The sequence below is a fragment of the Algoriphagus sp. A40 genome (assembly GCF_002002735.1).
GTDB lineage: Bacteria > Bacteroidota > Bacteroidia > Cytophagales > Cyclobacteriaceae > Algoriphagus.
Window position 1 is genome coordinate 18,066 of the sequence record NZ_MUNY01000049.1, and the last position, 20,930, is coordinate 38,995.

17 protein-coding genes are annotated in these 20,930 nt (G+C 43.4%); 13 read left to right on the forward strand and 4 right to left on the reverse strand.

What is annotated here, in order from left to right; translation table 11 throughout:
* The first annotated feature begins 108 nt into the window (after window positions 1-108).
* The 11 genes from B0E43_RS10520 to B0E43_RS10570 all read left to right on the forward strand — a co-directional run bounded on the left by B0E43_RS10520 (window position 109) and on the right by B0E43_RS10570 (window position 13,886).
* Window positions 109-342, forward strand: a complete 234-nt coding sequence (locus B0E43_RS10520) for a (4Fe-4S)-binding protein (RefSeq protein ID WP_077349415.1) — start codon at window positions 109-111, stop codon at window positions 340-342.
* A 19-nt stretch (window positions 343-361) separates the two neighbouring features.
* Window positions 362-928, forward strand: a complete 567-nt coding sequence (locus B0E43_RS10525) for an NAD(P)H-dependent oxidoreductase (RefSeq protein ID WP_077349417.1) — start codon at window positions 362-364, stop codon at window positions 926-928.
* Window positions 929-931: 3 nt separating this feature from the next.
* Window positions 932-2,803 (forward strand): monovalent cation:proton antiporter-2 (CPA2) family protein, encoded by a 1,872-nt coding sequence (locus tag B0E43_RS10530; protein ID WP_077349419.1) that lies wholly within the window; start codon window positions 932-934, stop codon window positions 2,801-2,803.
* Window positions 2,804-2,895: 92 nt separating this feature from the next.
* Window positions 2,896-3,513, forward strand: coding sequence for a TetR/AcrR family transcriptional regulator (locus B0E43_RS10535; protein ID WP_077349421.1), 618 nt, complete (start codon window positions 2,896-2,898; stop codon window positions 3,511-3,513).
* 54 nt (window positions 3,514-3,567) lie between these two features.
* Window positions 3,568-4,920 carry a TolC family protein gene (locus B0E43_RS10540; RefSeq protein WP_077349423.1) on the forward strand — a complete coding sequence of 451 codons (1,353 nt, stop codon included), beginning with the start codon at window positions 3,568-3,570 and terminating at the stop codon, window positions 4,918-4,920.
* Window positions 4,921-4,923: 3 nt separating this feature from the next.
* The gene (locus B0E43_RS10545) at window positions 4,924-5,967 is read left to right on the forward strand and encodes an efflux RND transporter periplasmic adaptor subunit (protein ID WP_077349425.1); all 1,044 of its coding nucleotides are present in this window, start codon (window positions 4,924-4,926) and stop codon (window positions 5,965-5,967) included.
* Window positions 5,967-9,002: an efflux RND transporter permease subunit gene (locus B0E43_RS10550; protein WP_077349427.1), complete on the forward strand. Its 3,036-nt coding sequence runs from the start codon at window positions 5,967-5,969 to the stop codon at window positions 9,000-9,002. Before B0E43_RS10545 ends, B0E43_RS10550 begins: the two co-directional genes overlap by 1 nt.
* A gap of 5 nt (window positions 9,003-9,007) precedes the next feature.
* The gene (locus B0E43_RS10555; protein WP_077349429.1) at window positions 9,008-9,256 is read left to right on the forward strand and encodes an acyl carrier protein; all 249 of its coding nucleotides are present in this window, start codon (window positions 9,008-9,010) and stop codon (window positions 9,254-9,256) included.
* A 335-nt stretch (window positions 9,257-9,591) separates the two neighbouring features.
* Window positions 9,592-11,895: a PAS domain-containing protein gene (locus tag B0E43_RS10560; RefSeq protein WP_077349431.1), complete on the forward strand. Its 2,304-nt coding sequence runs from the start codon at window positions 9,592-9,594 to the stop codon at window positions 11,893-11,895.
* 170 nt (window positions 11,896-12,065) lie between these two features.
* The gene (locus B0E43_RS10565; RefSeq protein WP_077349433.1) at window positions 12,066-12,731 is read left to right on the forward strand and encodes a CAP domain-containing protein; all 666 of its coding nucleotides are present in this window, start codon (window positions 12,066-12,068) and stop codon (window positions 12,729-12,731) included.
* A gap of 78 nt (window positions 12,732-12,809) precedes the next feature.
* On the forward strand, window positions 12,810-13,886 hold the full coding sequence (locus B0E43_RS10570) for an MBL fold metallo-hydrolase (protein WP_077349435.1): 1,077 nt from the start codon (window positions 12,810-12,812) through the stop codon (window positions 13,884-13,886).
* A 46-nt stretch (window positions 13,887-13,932) separates the two neighbouring features.
* Here the strand turns inward: B0E43_RS10570 and B0E43_RS10575 are convergent, their stop codons facing one another.
* From B0E43_RS10575 to accC, 3 genes are read right to left on the reverse strand one after another with little or no spacing between them, the layout of a single operon-like run.
* Window positions 13,933-14,520, reverse strand: a complete 588-nt coding sequence (locus tag B0E43_RS10575) for a Maf family nucleotide pyrophosphatase (RefSeq protein ID WP_077349437.1) — start codon at window positions 14,518-14,520, stop codon at window positions 13,933-13,935.
* A complete protein-coding gene (locus B0E43_RS10580; RefSeq protein ID WP_077349679.1) occupies window positions 14,501-15,799 on the reverse strand; it encodes a DUF1015 domain-containing protein in 1,299 nt (432 codons plus the stop codon). The genes B0E43_RS10575 and B0E43_RS10580 overlap by 20 nt, the downstream gene beginning before the upstream one ends.
* Entirely contained in the window at window positions 15,799-17,295 is a 1,497-nt protein-coding gene (accC, locus tag B0E43_RS10585; RefSeq protein ID WP_077349439.1) for an acetyl-CoA carboxylase biotin carboxylase subunit, read from the reverse strand. Before accC ends, B0E43_RS10580 begins: the two co-directional genes overlap by 1 nt.
* A gap of 180 nt (window positions 17,296-17,475) precedes the next feature.
* On the opposite strand from accC, the gene B0E43_RS10590 reads away from it, so the two are divergent.
* Window positions 17,476-18,726 carry an aminotransferase class I/II-fold pyridoxal phosphate-dependent enzyme gene (locus B0E43_RS10590; RefSeq protein WP_077349441.1) on the forward strand — a complete coding sequence of 417 codons (1,251 nt, stop codon included), beginning with the start codon at window positions 17,476-17,478 and terminating at the stop codon, window positions 18,724-18,726.
* Between the two features lie 102 nt (window positions 18,727-18,828).
* Window positions 18,829-19,005 carry a histone H1 gene (locus B0E43_RS10595; RefSeq protein ID WP_077349443.1) on the forward strand — a complete coding sequence of 59 codons (177 nt, stop codon included), beginning with the start codon at window positions 18,829-18,831 and terminating at the stop codon, window positions 19,003-19,005.
* A 64-nt stretch (window positions 19,006-19,069) separates the two neighbouring features.
* Here B0E43_RS10595 and B0E43_RS10600 read toward each other — a convergent pair whose 3' ends face one another.
* Window positions 19,070-20,908 carry a M1 family metallopeptidase gene (locus B0E43_RS10600; protein ID WP_077349445.1) on the reverse strand — a complete coding sequence of 613 codons (1,839 nt, stop codon included), beginning with the start codon at window positions 20,906-20,908 and terminating at the stop codon, window positions 19,070-19,072.
* Window positions 20,909-20,930 lie beyond the last annotated feature (22 nt).

A 20,930-nucleotide genomic window follows, 5' to 3' on the forward strand; every position in this document is an offset into this window, starting at 1 on the left:
TGAAACCTGCATCGATACCCGATGCAGGTTTTTTCATTTTTGTCCCAAAGAAAAAAGGAACAAATCCTCAGATTTTGGTATTATAGGTATTCAAAACCCCATTTTTCCATGAGCACCTCACCGAACAAAGAATACGATAACGGGGAAGTTGTCATCACCTGGCAACCTGAAAAATGCACCCATTCCGGCAATTGTGTAAGGGGGCTTCCCCGAGTCTTCAATCCCAGAAAAAAACCCTGGATTGAAATAGGGAACGCCAGTTCTGAGGAACTGGTAAACCAAGTCAAAAAATGCCCCTCAGGAGCGTTGGGCTATTATTTTAAAAATAAAGAAGATACCTGAGGAGGAGACAAAAATCGGTATGCGTAAAATTCTGGTTCTTTTTGCCCACCCCAAATACGAACATTCTGATGCAAATCAGGCTTTGATCCATGCTATCCAGGATTTGGAAAATGTCCAGATTCGGGATCTTTATGAACTTTATCCTGACTTTAACATCAATATTCAGGCAGAGCAGGAGGCACTTTTTGAGTACGAAGTAATCATTTGGCAGCATCCCTTTTATTGGTATTCCTGTCCGCCTTTGTTGAAGCAATGGATTGATTTGGTTTTGGAGTATGGTTGGGCGTATGGAACTGGTGGAATTTTCCTGAAGAACAAATACATATTCAATGCTTTCACTTCAGGTGGATCCAGAGGCATTTACTCGGAGCAGGGGAAAAACAGGTTCACTATTGAAGAATTTCTCCGGCCATTTGAGCAAACTGCCTACCTCTGCAACATGCGCTATTTGCCTCCTTTCCATTTGGGAGGAACACATCGGATCACCGAAACAGAGCTTTCTGAGAAAGCCGAGGAATACAAAAATCTGGTTTTGAGCCTTAGGGATTCAGATCAAATCACCTTGCCTTACATCCAAAAAGCCTAAACCATGGATGGATTTCTTTTTAATGCGATAATATACATCCTGGCAGCGATCGTCTGTGTCCCCATTGCAAAGCGACTGGGAATGGGTGCAGTTCTTGGATATTTGATTGCAGGAATTCTTGTAGGACCCTACGGATTTGAATTTATCCAGGATGAAACCCAAGGTCAGGATATCATGCACAGCACCGAGTTTGGCGTTGTGATGATGTTGTTTTTGATCGGTTTGGAGCTCGAACCGAAAAACCTGTGGAAAATGCGGGACTTGATCCTGAAAGTCGGATTGTCACAGGTTTTGGTTACTTCAGGATTGATTTTTGGATTGGGAATCGTCATCGGAGTGGATTGGAGAATCAGCCTAACGGCTGGCCTATCGATGGCTCTTTCCTCCACGGCCATTGTCCTCCAATCTCTCAAGGAGAAAAACCAAATGAACAGTCCGTCAGGCAAGATGTCCTTTGGGGTATTACTTCTGCAGGACATTGCAGTCATTCCGATATTGGCAATTTTGCCACTTTTGGCCGTAGCAGGGACAGTTACTTCTGAGGCTGGACATGGAGGTTTTTTGGAAAATCAGCCGGGTTGGATCCAGACTTTGATGATTTTTGGAGCAATAGGTTTGGTCGTTTTGCTCGGGAGATTCGGCTTTGGACCGCTGTTAAACTGGGTTTCCAAAACCAAACTCCGAGAACTGTTTACCGCTTCAGCACTTCTTATCGTAGTAGGAATCGCATATTTGATGGAAATGGTGGGCCTAAGCCCAGCCTTAGGGACTTTCCTTGCTGGAGTTATTTTAGCCAATTCCCCCTATAAACATGCCTTGGAATCTGACCTTGACCCATTCAAAGGATTACTTCTGGGCTTGTTTTTCATGGCAGTTGGTGCCACGATCAATTTCAATCTGATTTTTTCTGACGCAGTTAGCATCCTGTCGCTGACCCTTGGAATCATCCTGATCAAAGCGTTGGTTCTTGGAGTGATTGGGAAAATCAAAAAACTAAATCTAGGAGAAAACCTGAGCTTTTCTTTCGGTCTTGCCCAAGTCTCTGAATTTTCTTTTGTAACCTATGCTTTTGCCCTTCAGTTGGGAATTTTGGCAACGACTACCTCAGACCTTTTGATGGCGGTCACGGCTTTGAGTATGACCTTCACTCCCGTTTTCAGCTTGGTCCTGGATAAGTTGGTTGTCCCGATTCTGGAGAAAAAAAGCACCAAGCCAAAGCGGGAATCAGATGAAATCTCGGAAAAAAACAAAGTTATCCTCGTCGGATTCTCCCACTTCGGGTCAACTTTGGGCAGGTTTTTAAGAGCAAATGGCATAGAGGCCACAGTTTTGGATTACAATCCGGACCAGGTTGATTTACTGCGAAAAATGGGCTTCAAGGTGTACTTTGGAGATGCGACCAGACTCGACTTATTACATTCCGCCGGAGCTGAAGAAGCAAAAATTCTGATTTCCGCCATTAATTCCACAGAAACTAACAAAAAGCTCGTCGAACTATGCCAGGAGCATTTTCCCAAATTGGAGATAATGATCCGGGCAAAAAATCGATACGAGGCTTTTGAATTGATGGAAATGGGTGTGGAAAATATTTATCGGGAACACCTGGACACCTCGATCCGAATGGGGCAGGAAGCTCTTCAAAAACTGGGATTCCGTGCCCATACAGTTCTTCGGCTTGCTGCCCAGTTTAGGAAATACGATGAGGATTCACTCAAAATTCTGGTCAAATACCGCAGCAATCAGGCGGAGTATATTTCCAAAATCAGAAAACAGATCGAAATCCAGGAGACTCTCCTTTCAGGTGAACTCTCCAGAAAATTCTCCATGAATGACCATGTTTGGGACAGCGACCAACTCAAAGATCAGAATGATTGATTTTTAATGTTTCTATTTTTTTCAAAATTTTTCAATCAATATTAGGAATATTAAACACTGTTTAATTATTTTTAACCGTTCATTACAATACAATGGGGATCGCAGATCGAAAAGAAAGAGACAAGGAGGAATTAAGAGAACGGATTTTGGTAGCTGCCAAATCTCTCTTTCTTCAGAAAGGAGTTGAAAAGACTTCGATACGAAATATTGCAGATCAGATCGAATATAGTCCTGGAATCATTTACCATTATTTCAGGGATAAAAACGAGATTTTTCATGCCTTACATCAGGGAGGCTTTATTCAGTTGATGGAAAAAATGCAGGTTTTGGGCGTGGTACGAAACCCAATGGAGCGGCTCAAAGCCATGGGAAGTATCTATATAACGTTTGCCTTGGAAAACCCTGATATGTATGATCTTATGTTTATCAAGGAAGCTCCGATCGATCATGTTTCAAGTTCCGAACATGACAACTGGAAAGAAGGCGGAGGCACGTTTAATTACCTCAGGACAACCATCGACGATTGCATCAAAGCTGGCCATTTCTTAGGGCATGATGCCGAAGCACTATCCTATATGATTTGGTCCACAGTTCATGGTATGGTTTCATTGAATATCAGAAAGCGCTGTGAGGTTGTCCTTCCCCACCGTCAAGAAACGATCGTTGTGGATGGTTTGGAGGAATTTTATAAGATCCTGGATAAGCTTTAAAAAAATTTATCCATTCATTAAACAGTGTTTATTAAATTAACATCAAATAATAAAATGAAAAAGGTGTTCCTTCTTTTTTTGGGTTATCTGTTTTTCAATCCTTTTTCTGCTGCAACTGCACAGACCGTTCTGGATCAATACATCTTGGAAGGACTCGAAAACAACTTGGTTTTAAAAGAAAAAAACATCGAGCTGGAGCGGAGCTTGTTGGCTTTGAAAGATGCCAAAAGTTTCTTTCTCCCGGTTTTGGATTTTGGGGCGAGCTACACGCTGGCAAGCGGTGGACGTACGATCGGTTTTCCGGTTGGCGATCTGCTAAATCCCGTTTATTCGACCCTAAATCAATTGACCGGAACCAATTCTTTCCCTCAATTGGAAAATGTCTCCGAACAACTCTTGCCGGACAATTTCTACGATGCGAGATTCCGAGCCTCCATGCCTTTGGTCAATACTGACCTGATTTACCAGAAGCAGATTCGGGAAAAGCAGGTTTTACTTTCCGAATACGAGCTGAAAATCTACCGGGCTAACCTCATTCAGGACATCAAATTGGCTTATTTCAATTTTTGTACTGCCTACACCGCCATCGAGGTGATCCAAAGCAGCAAAGGACTTGTGGAGCAAAACCTCCGGGACAATCAATCTCTAATGGCCAATGGAAAAGGGCTTCCATCTTCTGTTTTAAGGGCAGAAAGTGAGGTAGAAAACATCAATGCATTATTGATTGAAGCTGAAAGCAGAAAGAGAAATGCAGCCCATTATGTCAATTTTCTGCTAAACAGACCGATCGATACAGAAGTGATTTTTGAAGAACAACAGGCAAACCTTGCAGAACTTGCCGAATTAATGGGCGAGGATGACCTGACAGGAAGACCCGAACTCCTCCAAATCCAAACCGCAGAAAGCATTCAGGAAACCGCAATCAAAGCGGGTAAAAATTATTGGGTTCCCAAAGTCAATACCTACGCGGATTTGGGCTCTCAGAGCTTTGATTGGGCATTTGACCAGGATTCGAGGTATGCGCTTTGGGGATTAAACCTCAGTGTTCCGGTTTTTCAGGGAGGCAGAAACCGCAACCAGATTTACAGAAGTGAACTCGGATTGAAATCAGTCCAGAATCAAAAAGACCTCCTCAGCGATAAACTTGTCCTGGAGCTCCAGCTTACCAAAAATGAGGTTAGAACCAATCAGACTGCCCTTCGCTCTGCTGAGAAAAAGTACGAATCCTCAGCTGCCTACTTCCGATTGGTGGATCGGGGATTTCGCGAAGGAGCCAATTCTTTGATCGAATTCCTCGATGCCAGAAACCAACTTACCCAGGCTTCGCTCCAAAAAACAATCAATTCTTACAACCTACTCAAGTCGATGGCACAGCTTGAGCGCCAACTTACTACCCAAACCTATTAAGTCATGAGATATCTTTCCATTTCATTCCTTGCTTTGCTTGCTGCACTACTTTTTGCCTGCGGCAAATCTGAAAGCACTCCAAAGCCAATCACCAAAGACGATAAAATTCCGGTGAAAGTAATCGACCTGAATCCGGGGAGTTTCGCTTCCTCCATTTCAGCAAGTGGAAATTTTTCTACGAATGACGAAACTCTCCTATCCTTTAAAGTCGGTGGAATCGTTTCCAAAATTCTTGTCCAAGAAGGTGACCTTGTAAAAAAAGGACAAATCCTGGCTACGCTCGATCTAACCGAAGTTCAGGCTGGACTAAACCAGTCAAAACTAGCTTACGAAAAAGCACTTCGAGACCATGAACGGGCGGGCAGATTGTACCGCGATAGCGTTGCTACCTTGGAGCAGTTCGAAAACAGTAAAACTGCACTTGATATTGCCGGGCAACAGCTGAAGACAGCAGAGTTTAACCTCTCCTACTCCCAGATCAGGTCCACTCAAAACGGTTTTGTCCTTCGCAAATTTTTAAATGCCGGACAGCAGGTAGCTTCCGGATCCCCTGTCTTGCAAATCAACGGGGCAAACCAGGGGAATTGGGTACTGAAAGTTTCCGTCAATGATCAAAACTGGAGTCAAATTTCTATTGGTGATCAGGCTTTGATTTTTTCCTCAAACTCGGACAGCATCCCGGGCAAAGTGGTTCGCAAAAGCCAAGCCGCTGACCCTGGGACCGGGGCTTATTGGGTAGAGCTGTCTCCAGAAAAATCCGAAATTCTCAATCTAGCCTCTGGCATGTTCGGAAAAGTGCTGATTCAAACTTCCCAACAAACCCAAGGTTGGCAAATTCCCTACGAGGCCATTTTGGACGCTTCAGGCAAATCCGGATATGTTTTTGTGACGTCAGATGGAGAAAAAGCCCAAAAGGTGGAAGTAATATTGGGTCAGATCTCCGAAAACTCTATTCAGGTTCTTTCCGGATTGGAAAATCACACCAAACTGATTGTGTCTGGAAGTGCTTACCTCACAGATGGTTCCACTATTCAAATTATGAACTAATGAGGATTTCGGATTTTGCAGTAAAAAATTACCAGTTCACCCTGGTGATTTTTATAATGACAGTTGCCGTGGGTCTGACGACTTTTTTCACCATGCCACGAAGCGAAGATCCGGTGATTGAAGCACCTCAGTTCCCCGTGATTGTAATTTATCCCGGGGCTAGTCCTGAGGATATGGAAGAGCTAGTCGTGGATCCACTGGAGGAAGTAATCTATGGATTGGAAAATATCAAGCGAATCAAAACCGAAATTAAGGACGGCGTTGCTGTGCTGTTTGTAGAATACAATTACAATGAAGATGTCGATGAAAAATACCAGGAGCTGGTCAGGGAGGTAAATACCCTACGTCCTGACTTGCCAAAGGATATTTTTTCCATCAGAATCAACAAAGTAAGGCCTTCCGATGTCAATATCCTCCAAATCGCCCTAATCAGCGAAAATGCATCCCGAGACAACTTGAAAAAGTTTGGGGAAAGGCTTCAGGATGAATTGGAGAAAATCACCGAACTGAAAAAAATAGAACTGTTTGGCCTGCCCGAGCAAATCGTACGGGTAGACCTCAAGCTGGATCAAATTGCAGAGATGAATATTCCTCTCAAAGCCATCATAGGAAGCATTCAAAGCGAATTGAGTAATATCCCCGGCGGTCAAGTCGAAGCTGGAAGCAAAACATTCAATGTAAAAACCAGTGGGAATTATACCTCTGCTGAGGAAATCGGAGAGACTATAGTCTATTCAGTACAGGGAAAAACCATCCAACTCAAGGATGTTGCTGAGGTACGTTATGATTTTGAAGAGACCAAACACATTACCCGACTCAATGGTTACCGATCCATTTTTGTCACAGCTGCCCTAAAGGAAGGAAACAACATCACCAATGTCCAGGAAAAATACCTCACAGCCATAGAAAAAGTAAGAACAGAATTGCCTCAAAACATCGATCTGGTAACTGCCTTTAACCAGGCTGACTATGTCAACCGGCGACTCAGTGGACTTGGCTTTGATTTTTTGATTGCGATAGCACTGGTTTTTATCACCCTGCTTCCTTTGGGAAACCGTGCGTCACTAATCGTAATGGTTTCGATACCCCTTTCTTTGGCTATCGGCTTAGTACTGTTGAATGCTTTGGGTTATGGACTTAACCAGCTGAGTATTGTCGGATTGGTGGTCGCCTTGGGACTCCTGGTAGATGACAGCATTGTGGTAGTCGAAAACATCGAACGCTGGATTCGGGATGGATTTTCCAAAAAAGAAGCCGCACTCAAGGCCACCAAGCAGATTTCTCTGTCAGTTGTTGGCTGTACCGTGACTCTGATTATTGCTTTTCTGCCTTTGGTATTCCTTCCCGAGGGATCAGGAGATTTTGTCCGGAGCCTACCCATGGCAGTTATCATGAGTGTGCTGGCATCGATGTTGGTTTCACTGACTATTATTCCCTTCCTATCTACCTGGTTTCTCAAGGACAAAGGAGTGGGTCATTCGAACAAAATTTATGACCTTTTCCAGAGGGGAATTCAGCTCAGCTATGCACCCCTGTTGGAGCGTGCGCTCAAAAAGCCAGTCCAAACCCTGCTGATTGCGGGATTTATTTTCATTGCATCGCTTGGCCTGTTTCCGGTGATAGGTTTCAGCCTTTTCCCTCCTTCAGAAAAACCCCAGTTCTTGGTCAACATCACCACTCCCCTTCAGTCCAATCTCAACACCACCAATGAGGTCGCCAAGCAAGTCGAAGCCGAGCTTAGCCTGATACCCGAACTGAATAATTTCGCAACGAATGTGGGAAAAGGAAATCCACGGATCTACTACAATGAAATCCCCGAAAATGAGCGGTCAGATTATGCACAGATTTTCGTTCAATTGGACCCCAAGACCTCACCTCCCCGCAAAATGGAGCTGATAGCCAACCTGAAGGCTAAATTTTCTGATTTTGCAGGAGCAAAAGTGGAAGTGAAAAACTTTGAGCAGGGCCCGCCAGTGACTGCCCCGGTCGAGGTCAGGCTTTCCGGTGACAATCTCGATACCCTTAGAAATTTGGCAGCAAAGATTGAGCTGTTGATTAAGGAAACTCCAGGAACTATTTATGTCAATAACCCTGTAGCCAACCTGAAATCCGACATCCGGGTAGCTATCCAAAAAGACAAGGCCCGGCAGCTGGGCGTCAACATTGCGGAGGTTGATCAAACCGTAAGACTGGCACTTGCCGGATTGAATCTGGGGACTTTTACGGATTATCGGGGCTTGGAGCGGGATATCCTTCTCACCTCGCCAAAAGGTGAAAAAGCAACTTTGGCGAATTTTGATGGGCTTTATGTAAATAACCAACAGGGAGCCGGAATTCCCCTCTCGCAGATTGCAAGCCTGGAATTGGAAAGCAGTACCCTTACCATTGATCACTTCAATAAAATAAGATCGGTTTCGATTTCTGCTTTTGTGGATCAAAACTTCCTCACAGACAGAGTGATCGCTGAGGTGATGCAAAAAATGGATCAAGTAAACCTTCCCGATGGTTATTCGTACAAAATGGCCGGGGAATTTGAAACACGTCAGGAATCTTTTGCAGGTTTTAATACCGTGCTAATAGTTACTGTTTTTCTTTTCATTGCGGTACTAATTTTGCTGTTCAAGACTTTCAAAAGTACCATCATTGTTCTTTCGGTCATTCCACTAGGTATGGTAGGCGCTTTGATAGCACTTTGGTTGACTGGAAATTCATTGTCTTTTGTAGCAATTATTGGTTTGATCGCGTTAGCGGGAATAGAAGTAAAAACCTCCATCCTGCTGGTAGATTTTACCAACCAACTGCGACAGGAAGGCAAGCCCCTGGATTCCGCCATTCGGGAAGCAGGAGAAATTCGATTTCTGCCAATCGTTTTGACAACAATTACTGCCATTGGAGGTTTGATTCCAATTGCATTAAGTACCAATCCGCTGATTTCCCCTCTTGCAATTGTTTTGGTTGGAGGATTGATCAGTTCCACTTTGCTTTCAAGAATTGTCACTCCGGTGATGTATAAGTTATTGCCACCAAAAATTTAAAACCTATGAACCAACATTACACAATGCTAAAAAAGGCCGTAATCGTATTCCATTCTTATGGAATCAATCTGAGCGGTCAACGCAAAAATGATCACCTCATCCAGCAGCTCAATATGGATCCGGTTTTTGTCAACGGCTTGATTTTCGAATTGGAGTTTCAGTTGCAGGTGATTATCCAGGAAGAAAAGTTAAAAAATGCTTCCACACCAAGAGAGATAATCGAATTGCTGCTGGATATTCCGCAGGACAACTAAAAGAAAAGCGAGGGAAATCCCCCGCTTTTTCATTTTTCGTGAATTTCCATTCAGGGAAGTCTCTGAGATAGGTTTGCCTTTTTCCACCTTAGTGGAATTCTTCACTATCCTTTTCAACCAAATTTTTGGATGCTTTTAATCGGAAAAGCAAATACAGAAATTGAAAACTAAGTTGATTTACATTTTGCGACAATTCGTAGCAGGTGACAATCAGACCCTCCATCTTTCGGGAAAATAGGGAGGAAAAAAATCCGTTAAATCCTTATTGTACTGATTCAGGTAATCTTATTGCCTGAGAAAATCACCAAAACCACGTTGGGGAAGTAAAGAGAATTATGAGGGGAAAAGATAATTACAGCGCCAACGAAATGCCTTTTTCAGAAACACAAACCAACAAGGATATCCTTTTGGAACAGTTTGAGTTTCTGACTGATTCCGGGACATGGGAATTAAATCTGAACACGGAAAAGTTAACTTGGTCAGACGGAGTATTCCGAATGCTAGGCTATAAGCCTCGGGAATTTGAGGTAAATTTTGAATCAGGATTGCAGATCATCCATCCTGAAGACCGTGAAGTTGCCATCAGCCAATTACAGGAAGCAATCACAGGCAACTCAGATTACAACATCAAAAAAAGACTTGTCAGAAAAGACGGGGAAATCATTTGGGTCGTATCCAAGGCAGCCCAAATTTGTGACATTGACAGCGGTCAAAAAAAGCTGATCGGGGTGTTTCAAAATATCAATGAATACATCCATACCAAAGAAAAACTGAAAAGCATCAAGAAAAAAAACAAGTCCCTGATCGAGAACCTTGACGGGATTTTTTGGGAAGCGGATGCCCAATCCTTTGAATTCACTTACATCAGTTCACAGGTGGAGCGTATTACCGGTTTTTCTCCAAAAGAATGGATGGAAACAAAAGAGTTTTGGCAAAATCATATCCATCCCTTTGACCGGGAATTTGCGACCCAAACCTGTCACCAGGAAACCCAAAAGTTGCAGGATCATACCTTTGTTTACCGTTTTTTGACCAAAGACGGGAAAACAATCTGGTTGAATGACCGGGTAAAAGTCATTTGCAAAAATGGAAAACCAGTGAAACTTCAGGGTATGATGGTTGACGTTACCCGCGAAAAGGAAATCGAACAGGCCCTTCAAAACGAAATAGGGTTCAACCGAGCTCTTATCCAACAGTTGCCAAGCGTTTTCTTTTTGGTAGGCACTGACGGAAAATTTTTACTCTGGAATAATCAGTTAGAAATCGCATCCGAATTTTCATTTGAGGAAATCTCCATCATGGAGCCTGAGGATTTCTTTGCTCCAGAATTCCATGGGGTTATCCAGTCTCGGGTACCCAAAATCCTTGAAGAGGGAGCGATAGATATAGAACTGGAAGTCCAAACCAAATCAGGACGGCGGATCCCCTATTTCTTTACTGTTTCAAAATTCCCGTTTAAAGACAAAGTTTGCCTCTTTGGAACAGGTCAGGATATCAGCGAATTGGTGGAAAGCCGGAAATCTTCGGCACAGCATATCGAGCGCTTTCAGATTGTTACCCAAGCAACAAGCGATGCGATATGGGATTTTGATAGGGCCAAAAATACCCTTTACTGGGGCGAAGGCTTTTTGACCCTTTTTGGATACGATCCAAAAACTACCAACCCAGACTTCGACTTTCTTTTGAATTTAATCCACCCCGATGACCGAGGAAAGATTTACAAGCTGATCAAAACCTATATGGATTCCAGGTCAAAAAAATCCCATTGGTTGGAGGAATACCGATTTCTCAAAAGTGATGGCAACTATGCTTTTGTTCTGGACAAAGCCATTTTCATGCGAAATGAAGAAGGTGCAGTTACTAGGGTGGTTGGAGCGATGCAGGATATTTCAAAGCAAAAGGATTTTGAAAAATCACTCAAAGACCTGAATTCCAGGCTTGAAATGAATATTCACGAGTTGGCAATTTCCAATTTGGAACTCCAGCATTTTGCATTTGTTGTGTCCCATGATTTGCAAGAACCACTCCGGATGATTTCCAGTTTTATGGGACTTTTGGAAAGGAGATACAGAGATTCACTTGACCAAAAAGCGTTGGATTACATCGCATTTGCCACCAATGGGGCAAAGCAGATGCAGAAAATCATCCTTGATTTGCTGGAATTGTCCCGTGTGGGAAAAGTGACTGGTGAAAAGGAAAAACTGGATATTGGAAAATTGATCGGAGAGGTCAAACAATACATGAGAAAGTCCCTCCAGGCTAAACAAGCCACCCTTCTCGCAGAAAACCTGCCGGTTATTCTTACCCACAAAACTCCCCTTTTGCAGATATTCCAAAATCTGATCGGCAACGCTCTGAAATATTCCAAACCGGATCACCAGGCTGTGATAACCATCCTGTCCAGGGAATTCCAAAACCATTGGGAGTTTTCGGTGGAGGACAACGGAATCGGAATAGACCCTGAATATTTCAATAAGATTTTTGTCGTTTTCCAAAGACTCCACCATCAAAAAGAATATGACGGGACCGGTATTGGGTTGACAATAGTAAAAAAGGCAGTCGAGTTTTTGGAAGGGGAAATTCGGGTAGAATCAGAAGTGGGCAAAGGATCCAAGTTTACATTCACAATTAAAAAGTAATCTATTCCAAATGTCTGCTTCAGAAAATTGAAACCGACATTCTCTATTTGGTTTTCGGTCAACACCAATTCCAGCTTCTATAACTGTCTCGGATAGGGACTTGAATAAATTTGTCGTTCCTGAAAATAATCCGGCTTCGACTTCGTCCTAAAAGATGAAAATCCTAACCGATGAGAAAACTGCTGCCCTTGGTTTTTATCCTGATATCAATAGGTGCCAAAGCCCAAAGTTGGACTACAAATTCCTATCAAAATCACAACGAGACTACATTTTACCGCATTGAAGCCCTTTACGAAGCCATTGATTTCAACCAAATCAACTTCCCATTGCTCCAGGCTGCCATTTTTTATGCCACCAATGAAGAACGCAAGAAAGCAAAGTTAAATCCTTTTGAATTTCAGTCAGAAATCGAGGAAGTAGCCTCAGGACATGCTCAGGACATGGTGAAATATGGCTTCTATTCTCATACCAGTAAGATTCGGATCAAGCGGACCGTTCTCGACAGATTTCATCTGGAAGGTTTGAATCCAGAATATTACGGTGAAAACATCTGCTCAACTTATGGACTTCAATACCAAACCGGCAGGAAAGTTAATCCTCCCTACCCAAGCGGAGAGTTTACCTATGCCTTTACCTCCAAGCGGGAAGTCATTCCCCCGCATACTTACCTCAGTTTTGCAAAAGCTGTCGTAAAACTATGGATGGACTCGCCTGGACATCGGCAAAATATCCTGAATCCAAAGTTCAAAACCTTGGGTTGCGGAGCCAGGGTCTATCGGGAAAAGAACTTTTACAACATGCCCTACTTTATGGTTGTGCAGAACTTTGGTGGATGATTGGGTTTGCTAAAAAGGTTGAGGTTAACAGGCAACTTTTGCTTCCAAAATCCGGTTTCATTTGGGTAATCAATTGAAATGAAAAGAAGAACTTTTCTTACCGGACTAGCCGGAGTAATCCCTGCTGGAATTCTGCTTTCCAACCTTGACTTTAAAGCCCCTCCTACCTTGAATTATACTTTCAATCCAAATCTTCCCTTCGACAAAACTCCCGCCGGCTGGAAAGGTACGCCAAAGCTTAGCGATGGAACTTTTCAAAATCTTCACCAACCTTTTGAAGCCAGTTTGACAGCTGCATTAAAATGGAAATTGAGTAAAAACCCCCAAGAGGAGGAGAAAAAAAACGATAAAAGGCGGCTTGAAGTAAAATCACTTGGCACATTCAAACCTAATGGAAAAGATGAACTGATTTGGCTGGGACATGCGAGCTACCTTATCCATATCGCCGGAGTGACGATTTTGACTGATCCGGTTTGGCTGGACAATTGGATACTCAAACGGAACTCTCCTCTTCCGATCATTCCCGAACAGATTCGAGACGTGAATTACATTCTTCTTTCGCATGATCATCGGGACCACTGTGATGAAGGAACATTGAAACTACTCGGGACACTTTTGCCGCAGGCTAAAATCCTGACGGGATTGAATATGACCAAATTGGTACAACCCTGGATGCCAAAAAACACCATTCAAGAAGCCGGTTGGTTTCAGTCCTATGATCTCAATGAATCCCTGAGAATTACCTTTGTCCCTTCCAGGCATTGGTCACGCCGAGGTTTGACAGATACGAATCAGCGTCTTTGGGGCGGTTTTTATCTAGAAAGTGCAGACAAGAGCATTTATTTCATGGGAGACTCAGGCTATGATCCACACTTCAGGTTGATAGCAGAAACCATGGGTTCTCCGGATTACGCCATGATGGGAGTTGGTGCTTTCAAACCTGAGTGGTTTATGCATCCGGCACATATGAGTCCAATGGATGCGGCCAGGGCTTTTTTGGAAATGGGCGGAAAAAACTTCATCCCCATGCACTTCGGCACATTTGACCTTTCGAACGAACCTCTTTTGGAACCTTTGGATTGGCTAAAAGCCAACCCGGATGCAGTAAACGGAAAGATGATCGAGCCAGTAATCGGTCGAAATTTGTTTGGTTAATCAAAAGTTCAGGGAAAATCCGAAATCCCCATTCCGAAATCAGCCTTTACCACTTCTTCAACTGCTGATAGACCAAATGTTGCGGAAATCCCATGACAGTGAAATAAGACCCCTCGATACTGCTCACTCCTGCAAACCCGATCCATTCCTGAATTCCGTAAGCTCCGGCTTTGTCAAATGGCTTGTATTTCCTGACGTAGTGCCAGATTTCATCTTCGTCCAAAAAACGGAAAGTTACTTTAGCTTCATCCTCCAAAGTCACCCTCTTTTTATGATCCTTGATTGTCACGGCAGTCATCACGGTGTGGGTAGTCCCGGATAGGCTTTTTATCATTTCAAAGGCTTCCTTTTCAGAATTTGGCTTGCCCAGAATGTGCCCTTTAATAATCACAATCGTGTCGGCAGTGATGAGAATTTCGTTTTCTGCCAGTACATCCGGATAGCTTTCGGCCTTAAGTCTGGAAAGGTAAGCTGCGGCATATTCAGCAGGCAAATCGGCTGGCACGGTCTCATCCACAGGATTTACTTTGACCACAAAATCAAGTTCCAAGCCTCTCATAAGTTCCTGTCTCCTTGGAGAATTGGATGCCAGGATAATCCGTTTGTCTTTTAGTTTACTTAAGAAAGGCTCCATATTCGTATTCAAATTCATTCTGTTTAATACTCCCAAAAAGCAAACCGCCCAATGCTTTTGGATAAAAGTAAGTAGATTTTTGAGGCATTAAGGCCCCAGATTTACAAACTTCCAAAACTTGCTCCAGTTCAATTTCACGGGTAATAATTGCAAAACTTGCCTGCTTGGTTCTGACCTCCCGAAGGCATCTTGAAAAGTTGCGTTCAAAGGCCAACTTCTCAGATTTTCTTTGTTCTTCCAGATCCATCCCGAGGATTTTTTCAAATAAAATATGATGCAAAATCACCAAATCGAGGTTTCGGAGAACCTCCGGCAATTCAGGACGCACTTCAGAAAAAAGGTCTTGCTTATACTTAATTACATATGCTTCCTCAGAAAGGACCAATCCAAAAGACCATTTTCGCTGAAAAGTATAATTGGCCAATTCCTCCGCATCTCCAAAAGGACGTACATCAAACCAATCCTTGATCCGATCCAAAAGCTCTGATTCAGAAATTTCCAATCCGTAAAAAAGTCGATGAGTCGGAAGAATTTTGAGGTGATTGCCATGCACATTGGTGAGGTACATCATGTGATAGTCAGAACCTTTCCATTTTGCTTGCGGAAAGGAATTTCTCTGTTGCTTTCGGTATTCGATCGCGCCTTCTAACCGATGATGTCCGTCTGCCAAAATCACTTTTTTCACTCTCAAAACAGCTAAAAATCTTGAAATAACTTTCGCGTCATGAATGACCGCCAGTACTTCCCTCACCCCCTGGTAATCCTCCAATTCGTACAGGGGGGAAATCATCGCCGCATCCATGTGGTATTCCAGGTCACTGGATTCATCTTCATACAATCCATGAGTTGGACTGGCTTGGATTTCACTAGCGCAGAGCAAGTCGATTCGGTCATTTACAGCCGACACGATGGTGCTTTCATGCCTCAGGATTTCCTTTTCTTCCCAATCGTAGGCTTTGATCTGGGCGATAAATCCTTTGCGGCACCGCTCCACTTGATCTCCGGGAAGCCGGAAATATTGATAGTAAACATAAATACCAGGAAGATTATCCTGTACAATTACTCCTTCTGATTTCCATCTTGCAAGAATTTTTCCTGCATTTTCAGCGGGATTTTCTCCCTGAGGCACTGAAAGGTGGATACTGTTCAGAGGGTTTCCATAAAGAACTTCCCGTTGCTTTGGCGACACCACATCAAAAAGCGGTGCTGTCAATTCTTCCAGGTTTTGACTCAGGTGCTCGTTGTATCTCCAGGCTTTGAGTGGTAAAATTTCTGCCATCAGATTAAGCGGTTTTTCCATTTGGTGGAAGGAAGCGCTTTAACCGGATGAATCGGACTAAGTCGATTTTCTTCCTTTTGGAAAAATTCCACCGCCAATGCAGCCAAAAGCTCTTGCTCCTCCTGAGTAAATGCCGGTTCCAACATTTTGGGTGTAAAATATTGCTCAACAAACTTGGTGTCGAAATTACCTGAAACAAAGGCCTCGTGCTGCAAAGCAAAGCGGCAGAAATCGAGTGTAGTTTGAATTCCTGTAATTCTAAAATCATTTATCGCCCTGATCATTCGGTCAATAGCATCCTGTCGATTTTCTCCATGAGTGATCAGCTTGGCAATCATCGGGTCGTAATAAATTGGAATATCCATCCCTTCCTCGAAACCATCATCAACACGGATACCCGGACCTTGTGGTCTTCGATAGGTGACGAGCTTACCAATGTCCGGCAAAAAGTTGTTTTTAGGATCTTCTGCATATACTCTGATTTCCAGGGAGTGGCCGTGGATTTTTAGATCTTCCTGGGAAAAAGAAAGTGGTTTTCCTTCGGCAATCAAGATTTGCTCACGGACAAGGTCCTTACCGGTGATCATTTCAGTCACTGGATGCTCCACTTGGAGGCGGGTGTTCATTTCCAAAAAATAGAAATTAAGCTTGTCGTCAACGATGAATTCCACTGTCCCTGCACCATAATAAGCACACGCTTTGGCCACCCCCACCGCTGCTTCGCCCATTGCTTTCCTCATTTCTGGAGATACAACAGCTGAAGGCGCTTCCTCAATTACTTTTTGGTGGCGGCGCTGGATGGAGCATTCCCGCTCGAAGAGATAAACGATTTTTCCGTGCTGATCCCCCAATACCTGAATCTCGATATGGCGAGGTGAAGTGATGTACTTTTCTATAAACACTGCTCCGTCTCCAAAGGCAGACTGGGCCTCAGACACAGCCCGTTGCATCTGTTCCTCAAATTCTGATTCAGATTCCACGATCCGCATGCCTTTTCCACCACCTCCGGCGGAGGCTTTGATTAATATTGGATAGCCGATTTCATTTGCCCTGGACTTCGCTTCTGAAATGTCAGAAATCGCTTCCTCAGTACCGGGGACCAAAGGAATATTGAATCGAGCTGCAGCCTGCTTGGCGGCAAGCTTAGAGCCCATGACTTCTATGGATTCTGGCGATGGACCTACGAAGATGAGTCCCGCACCAGTTACTTTTCTTGCAAATTCCGCATTCTCAGATAGGAAGCCATACCCGGGATGAATTGCGTCTACTCCCAGTTCTTTGCAAACATTAACGATTTTGTCTCCCAGCAAATAGGATTGATTGGAAGGCGGCGGTCCCAAACAGACAGCCTCGTCAGCAAATTTCACATGGGGAGATAGTCGGTCAGCCTCCGAATAAACTGCGACCGTAGCGATCCCCATTTCCCGAGCTGTCCTCATGATTCTCAGGGCGATCTCACCGCGGTTGGCTACCAACAGCTTCTTGATTTTTGTCATGCTTAACTACATTTTCTCGGATACAACCAAAGGGCAAAAGCGAAATAAGGAAATATTTTCCAGCTTTTGGAACTAGGATTTTTGATAAAAACAGTTTTTTGCTTCCAAGGCATATTAATCTTATTTTTGGCGGATTTTAAGAAAAAATCAACATTCGCATAACACTAAATTCAAACTGCTTTGGATCTATTTGCAAAATTAAAAACGAATATGGGCCCTTTGGGCAAACACTCTCAGTTTGCTGACGGCTATTGGTCATTTCCCAAACTGGAAGGTGAGATTGCTCCCCGGATGAATTTCAAAGGAAAGGAAGTCCTTACCTGGAGCTTAAACAACTACCTGGGATTGGCTAATCATCCGGAAGTAAGAAAGGCTGATGCTGATGCCGCTGCAAAATGGGGAGCTGCCTACCCGATGGGAGCCCGAATGATGTCCGGCCAAACCACCCTTCATGAGCAATTGGAGGAAGAATTGGCGGCTTTCGTAGGCAAAGAAAAATCCTACCTTTTGAACTATGGCTACCAGGGTATCATGTCGGTGATCGATGCGATTCTGGACCGTAAAGATGTGGTAGTCTATGACTCTGAATGTCATGCTTGTATCATCGATGCCTTGAGAATGCACCTGGGCAAGCGCTATGTGTTCCCGCACAATGACATCGAAAACTGTGAAAAACAACTGGAAAGAGCTACCAAACTGGCTGCTGAGACCGGTGGAGGAATTCTGTTGATTACAGAAGGTGTATTCGGTATGACCGGTGACCAGGGTAAATTGAAAGAGATTATCGAACTGAAAAAGAAATTTGATTTCAGGATTCTTGTGGATGATGCACATGGATTTGGAACCATGGGTGAAACCGGTGCTGGTACAGCGGAAGCACAGGGTGTCCAGGATCAGATTGATCTTTACTTCTCCACTTTCGCAAAATCCATGGCCTCTATCGGAGCATTTATTGCCGGTGATGCAAGTGTGATCAATTACCTGAGATACAATATGAGATCTCAGATTTTTGCAAAATCACTTCCTATGCTTTTGGTCGAAGGTGCTTTGAAAAGACTGGAAATGCTCCGCACCCAGCCTGAATTGAAAGAAAACCTTTGGAAAATAGTAGAAGCTCTGCGCAAAGGACTTCATGAAAATGGCTTCAGCACTGGAAAATCGAATTCTCCTGTCACTCCGGTTGTCCTAAACGGGACTATTGGCGAGGCAGCAGCTCTTTCTATGGATTTGCGTGAAAATTACGGTATCTTCTGTTCAGTAGTTATTTACCCTGTTGTACCTAAAGGAATGATTATCTTGCGATTAATCCCTACAGCTGTTCATACTTTAGAAGATGTTGAAGAAACTATAAATGCATTCGAAGCTGTAAAAGGAAAGCTGGATTCTGGGGTTTATAAGAATTCGGAACTCGCCCTTTCTTTTGGAGAATAAAAAAAAAATTAAAAAAAAAGGCCTCTGGGTTGAATTAGTAAGTATTTGGGCTATATTGGATCATAATAAACTTATCATCAACCTATAAAATAAACTTTTACTATGAGCAGATTTAGTGAAGTAAAAAATCTTGTAATGAGCCTTGAAGGTGATTTCGAAAAGTTCTATGACAAGGGAAATCAGGCAGCTGGTACCCGAGTTCGTAAGGGTATGCAGGAATTGAAAAACCTCGCGCAAGATATTCGTACTGAAGTTCAGGACAAGAAAAACGCCGGTTGATCCTAACAATAAAATAGGTGGCCAAAAGCCACCTTTTTTGTAGGAGAAAATAACAAAGTGGAGCCTAAAACTCCACTTTATTATTTTCCGGCTGTAGGTCAGCCAACCTTCTGCTTGGATCTATTTCCACAGACTTTATATTTTCAAATTCCCTGGTGAGCACCAAAGTTTTGGTCACATTAGTCCAAGGCCAGGCTTCCGTATGAATCCGTGCCGGCATTCCTTTTTCTACTGCCTTTTCCCCTCTCATCATGACCAATGGCAGATAAATCAACTCTGAGGTTCCATCCTTATAGGTGATCACCAAGTCAACTGGCATTGGCATCAAGCCAACTCTTTCCAACGTAATTTCCGTGTGATCACCATTTGGCTTCACTTCTTTTATGCCATAATTGATGGTTTTGGTGGTATTGACGAAATACTCTTTGTACCAATCCAACTCCAAATCACTTTCTTTTTCCATAATGCGGACCAGATCATTTACGTTTGGATGACGGAATTTCCAAGTCTCAAAATAGCGCAACATCGCCCTGTCCCTTACTTCATCTCCAATCACATATCCTAACTGAGCCAGAAAAACTGCCCCCTTGGAATAGGCAGCTGAGCTATAGGCCGAATTGAGTTGATAGTGATCTGCATGAGTCGACAAGGGTTCCTCTTCACCTGATTTGGCCAATCTATAATATCCGGCATAAGATCCTCTTAAGGGATTTGCGTTAGGCTGAAAAATTGCGGACATCGCAAGGCTGCTGGCATAACTCGTGAAACCTTCGTCCATCCAGGGATAAAGTGCTTCATTGGTAGCCAATACTCCGTGAAACCAGCTGTGTGCCAATTCATGAACCATCACACCCACCAGGCTATTCAGCGGACGCTCCCCTGTGACCAAAGTTGACATGGCATACTCCATGCCTCCGTCTCCACCCTGAACCACTGAGAATTGCTTGTATGGATACTGGCCAAAATTTTTGGACAAAAACTCAATTGCCTTTGGAGTGTATTCTTTCAGCTTTTCCCAGTTGTCCGTGGTTTTTTCACCGGGAATGTAAAAGTGGTGCACTGTGATGCCGTTGGACATCTGGACTTTATCATGCTTGTACTTTGGATCAGCTGCCCACATGAAGTCATGGACTTTTGGAGCAACAAAATGCCAGGTAAGTGTATTTCCTTTGGGAGTTGCCACCTTATCTCCTGCTTCTTCATAGCCATGGCCGATCTCATTTGGATTTTTCAGGTATCCTGTTCCGCCCAAAACATAGGTTTTGTCGATGGTGATTTTCACATCAAAATCCCCCCAAATACCATAGAATTCACGGCCGATATAAGGATTGGCATGCCAGCCCTGTTCATCGTAATTGGCCATTTTTGGATACCACTGAGACATCGAATACCGGACACCTTCTGAATTGTCTCTGCCTGATCTACGAACCTGAATGGGAACCTGTCCCTCAAATTCCATCTCAAAAGTCACCGTCGAATTCGGCAAAATCGGTTCTGAAAGAGCTACCTCAAGGATCGTTTCAACTTCCTTAAAATCAACTTCTTTTCCATTCATTTTGAGGCTTTTTGCATGGATATAGCCAATTTCCTCAGGTTTCAGTTTGAGTATTCTATCCCCCACTCTTCTGTCAGGATCTGAGATAGTTCTGGATCTCACATCCATCATGCTTCCAGGTTGAAAGGCATTGTAATAAAGATGGTAAAACACCCGATTCAGGGTATCTGGAGAATTATTTGTGTACTTGAGTTCCTGAAATCCGGTGTACCGATTGGTTTGTACATCCATCTTCACATCCATTTTGTATTGCACAGCTTGTTGGAAACGACCATTTTGAGCAGTTGCCGCAAGCGCTGTTACAAAAAGAAGAAGCCCGATCAAAGGCTTCATCACAGAGTTAAGCATAGTGATTTAAATTTTTTCAAAG

Excerpts from the sequence above, each read along its gene's own strand:
- B0E43_RS10520 (WP_077349415.1), top strand. The coding sequence starts at position 109 with ATGAGCACCTCACCGAACAAAGAATACGATAACGGGGAAGTTGTCATC.
- B0E43_RS10525 (WP_077349417.1), top strand. The coding sequence starts at position 362 with ATGCGTAAAATTCTGGTTCTTTTTGCCCACCCCAAATACGAACATTCT.
- B0E43_RS10530 (WP_077349419.1), top strand. The coding sequence starts at position 932 with ATGGATGGATTTCTTTTTAATGCGATAATATACATCCTGGCAGCGATC.
- B0E43_RS10535 (WP_077349421.1), top strand. The coding sequence starts at position 2,896 with ATGGGGATCGCAGATCGAAAAGAAAGAGACAAGGAGGAATTAAGAGAA.
- B0E43_RS10540 (WP_077349423.1), top strand. The coding sequence starts at position 3,568 with ATGAAAAAGGTGTTCCTTCTTTTTTTGGGTTATCTGTTTTTCAATCCT.
- B0E43_RS10545 (WP_077349425.1), top strand. The coding sequence starts at position 4,924 with ATGAGATATCTTTCCATTTCATTCCTTGCTTTGCTTGCTGCACTACTT.
- B0E43_RS10550 (WP_077349427.1), top strand. The coding sequence starts at position 5,967 with ATGAGGATTTCGGATTTTGCAGTAAAAAATTACCAGTTCACCCTGGTG.
- B0E43_RS10555 (WP_077349429.1), top strand. The coding sequence starts at position 9,008 with ATGAACCAACATTACACAATGCTAAAAAAGGCCGTAATCGTATTCCAT.
- B0E43_RS10560 (WP_077349431.1), top strand. The coding sequence starts at position 9,592 with ATGAGGGGAAAAGATAATTACAGCGCCAACGAAATGCCTTTTTCAGAA.
- B0E43_RS10565 (WP_077349433.1), top strand. The coding sequence starts at position 12,066 with ATGAGAAAACTGCTGCCCTTGGTTTTTATCCTGATATCAATAGGTGCC.
- B0E43_RS10570 (WP_077349435.1), top strand. The coding sequence starts at position 12,810 with ATGAAAAGAAGAACTTTTCTTACCGGACTAGCCGGAGTAATCCCTGCT.
- B0E43_RS10575 (WP_077349437.1), bottom strand. The coding sequence starts at position 14,520 with ATGGAGCCTTTCTTAAGTAAACTAAAAGACAAACGGATTATCCTGGCA.
- B0E43_RS10580 (WP_077349679.1), bottom strand. The coding sequence starts at position 15,799 with ATGGCAGAAATTTTACCACTCAAAGCCTGGAGATACAACGAGCACCTG.
- accC (WP_077349439.1), bottom strand. The coding sequence starts at position 17,295 with ATGACAAAAATCAAGAAGCTGTTGGTAGCCAACCGCGGTGAGATCGCC.
- B0E43_RS10595 (WP_077349443.1), top strand. The coding sequence starts at position 18,829 with ATGAGCAGATTTAGTGAAGTAAAAAATCTTGTAATGAGCCTTGAAGGT.
- B0E43_RS10600 (WP_077349445.1), bottom strand. The coding sequence starts at position 20,908 with ATGCTTAACTCTGTGATGAAGCCTTTGATCGGGCTTCTTCTTTTTGTA.